This window comes from Agromyces binzhouensis, from assembly GCF_004135055.1.
Taxonomy (GTDB): domain Bacteria; phylum Actinomycetota; class Actinomycetes; order Actinomycetales; family Microbacteriaceae; genus Agromyces; species Agromyces binzhouensis.
The window spans coordinates 1-2,730 of record NZ_SDPL01000417.1; the positions used below are offsets into that span (position 1 = coordinate 1).

Sequence of the window (2,730 nt, forward strand, 5' to 3'; positions counted from 1 at the left end):
GGCCGCCCGCGCGACGGCCGAGGAGGCGGCGGCCGAGGACGAACGGATGTCGCGCCTGCGCGATCGGCTCATTGCGGGGGTCGCGGCGTCCGCGCCCCGCGCGCGACTCTCGGGCGACCCGGATCCCGCCGGGAGGCTGCCCGGCAACGCGCACTTCTCCTTCCCCGGATGCGAAGGCGACTCGCTGCTGTTCCTGCTGGATGCCGCGGGCGTGGCGGTCTCGACCGGGTCGGCGTGCCAGGCCGGCGTGCCCGAACCCTCGCACGTGCTGCTCGCGATGGGCCGCACCGAGGCGGAGGCGCGCGGTGCCCTGCGGATCACGCTGGGGCGCACCACGACCGATGCCGACGTCGACGCGTTCCTCGAGGCGCTCCCCGCCGCCGTCGAGCGTGCGACCCGGGCCGGCATGGCCGACCGGGTCACGAGCTTCGACCGCTGACTCCCGGCGGCACCGGCGCTACGGCAGGAGCCGGAAGAGGTACGCGAACGCCGTGCGGGTGTAGGCGATCCCGCGACCGCTGCGTCGGATGAGGTCGCGGTCGGCCGCGGCAGGATTCCTCGGAACCAGGTAGCCGTCCAACTCCCGCGTGTCGAGGCGATACCGATCGTCGCGGTGGTGCACGGCGGCGACCAGCTCGAGGTCGGGATCCAGGGCGGCGAGGCCGGCATCGCCATGGCTCGTGTTTGCGAGCAGCAGGCCGTGCGGGCGGAGATGGCGCCGGCAATGGTCCCAGACCGGGCCTGCGTAGAGGGAGACGAGCAGGTCGAACGCGCCATCCGCGAGCGGCAGCGGCATGGTGTAGTCGGCGTGCAGGAACTCGACCCGGGCCGCCGATGCGGGCGTCGTCGGATGGGCGGGTTCCGCGCGGGCGAGCTCGGCGCGGACGAGGTCCGAATCGGCGAAGTAGCGCGCAGCGCGGCGGTCGGTGTCGACGTACGTGACCGACCGGATCGCCGTGGACGGCGAGAGGTCGAGGTAGGAGCCGGGATAGAGCGCCTCCTCGACACCCCAGGTCGAGGCGATCGCCGCGAACATCGTCGACCGGTCGCCGATCGACGTCCGATAGGTCTCCCACGACGGCGCCGGTGCGGGAGTCACCCGCGCCTCCGCGGTCGAGCTCGACGCGGGGAGCGTTCGCGCGGTCGGTGGTCGGTCGCCTGCATCCGCCAACGCTATCGTCGCGGCGACGGGTCGGACCTCCGCGCGCGGCATCCGCTCAGGGGCCGTTTCGTACACTGGAGCCATGCGGGTCCTGGCAGCGATGAGCGGCGGCGTCGACAGTGCCGTCGCGGCCGCGCGCGCCGTCGAGGCGGGCCACGACGTGGTCGGCGTGCACCTCGCGCTCAGCCGCATGCCGGGCACCCTGCGCACGGGCAGCCGCGGCTGCTGCACGATCGAGGACTCGATGGACGCCCAGCGCGCCGCGAACGTCCTCGGCATCCCGTACTACGTGTGGGACTTCTCCGAGCGGTTCAAGGCCGACGTCGTCGACGACTTCATCGCCGAGTACGCGGCGGGCCGCACCCCCAACCCGTGCATGCGCTGCAACGAGCGCATCAAGTTCGCCGCCCTGCTCGAGAAGGCCCTCGCGCTCGGCTTCGACGCGGTCGCCACGGGGCACTACGCGAAGATCACGACGGATGCCGCGGGTCGCCGCGAGCTGCACCGCGCGAGCGCGGAGGCGAAGGACCAGTCGTACGTGCTGGGGGTGCTCACGGCCGAGCAGCTCGCGCACGCGTACTTCCCGCTCGGCGACACCCCGTCGAAGCAGCTGGTGCGCGAGGAGGCCGCACGGCGCGGCCTGTCGGTCGCGCAGAAGCCGGACTCGTACGACATCTGCTTCATCTCCGACGGCGACACGAAGGGCTGGCTCGCCGAGAAGGTCGGCACCGCGCCCGGCGACATCGTCGACCGGTCGGGCGAGGTCGTCGGCGCGCACGAGGGCGCGCACGCGTACACGGTCGGGCAGCGCCGCGGGCTCCGGCTCGGCACCCCGGCCGCCGACGGCAGGCCCCGGTTCGTGCTCGAGGTGCGGCCCAAGGAGCGGACGGTCGTCGTCGGCCCGAAGGAGGCGCTCGCGGTCGCCGAGGTCGCCGGGTCCCGGTTCTCGTGGGCGGGCGCCGACCCCGTGGCATCCGGCCTCGTCGTCGCCGACGGCGAGGCCTTCGACTGCGAGGTGCAGATCCGGGCGCACGCCGACCCGGTGCCCGCGGTCGCGAGGGTGGCGACGGATGCCTCCGGCTCCGCCGAGCTCGTGATCACGCCGGGCACGCCCCTCGACGGCGTCGCGCCGGGCCAGACGGCGGTCGTCTACGTCGGCACGCGCGTGCTCGGGCAGTGCACGATCGACCGCACGGTCAGCGCCGTCCCCATCGACGCCTGAGCGCCCGCTGGACGTTCGCTGGACGGCGCGAGTGTGCCATCCGGGCGTTTGTCAAGGCCTCCTCGCCCGCTCCGCACCCCGCGTAGGGTCGCAGGCGCGCCGAGGGGCATCCCCCTGCGGCGACGAGACGACGAGAGGGACCACACCATGAGCACCTCCACCGACCGACCCGGACACGATTCGAACCGCGACCCGCGCACGGGAACGACGCCGACCGACCGGCGCGTCGACGCCGACGGCGACGGCATCCGCGACGACCGGGAGGCCACGGCCGCCGACCGGACGGATGCCGACCGGACCGCGGACTCGCGGACCGCCGCCTACGACCGCAAGGTCGACGAGCGCG

4 protein-coding genes are annotated in these 2,730 nt (G+C 74.1%); 3 read left to right on the forward strand and 1 reads right to left on the reverse strand.

Annotation, left to right across the window (positions count from 1 at the left end):
• Positions 1-439: aminotransferase class V-fold PLP-dependent enzyme (locus tag ESO86_RS15045; RefSeq protein ID WP_129235710.1), on the forward strand; the 439-nt coding region annotated here is incomplete at its 5' end.
• 18 nt (positions 440-457) lie between these two features.
• Here the strand turns inward: ESO86_RS15045 and ESO86_RS15050 are convergent.
• Entirely contained in the window at positions 458-1,099 is a 642-nt protein-coding gene (locus ESO86_RS15050) for a class I SAM-dependent methyltransferase (protein ID WP_129235711.1), read from the reverse strand.
• Positions 1,100-1,244: 145 nt separating this feature from the next.
• Between ESO86_RS15050 and mnmA the strand changes: the two genes are divergently transcribed.
• Together mnmA and ESO86_RS15060 are read left to right on the forward strand one after the other, a co-directional pair.
• Positions 1,245-2,384, forward strand: a complete 1,140-nt coding sequence (mnmA, locus tag ESO86_RS15055; protein ID WP_129235712.1) for a tRNA 2-thiouridine(34) synthase MnmA — start codon at positions 1,245-1,247, stop codon at positions 2,382-2,384.
• Positions 2,385-2,531: 147 nt separating this feature from the next.
• The coding region (locus ESO86_RS15060; protein ID WP_165307952.1) for a hypothetical protein at positions 2,532-2,730 on the forward strand (199 nt) is incomplete at its 3' end.

Bases quoted from the DNA above. Each gene is read 5' to 3' on its own strand.
- mnmA (WP_129235712.1), top strand. From the start codon at position 1,245: ATGCGGGTCCTGGCAGCGATGAGCGGCGGCGTCGACAGTGCCGTCGCG.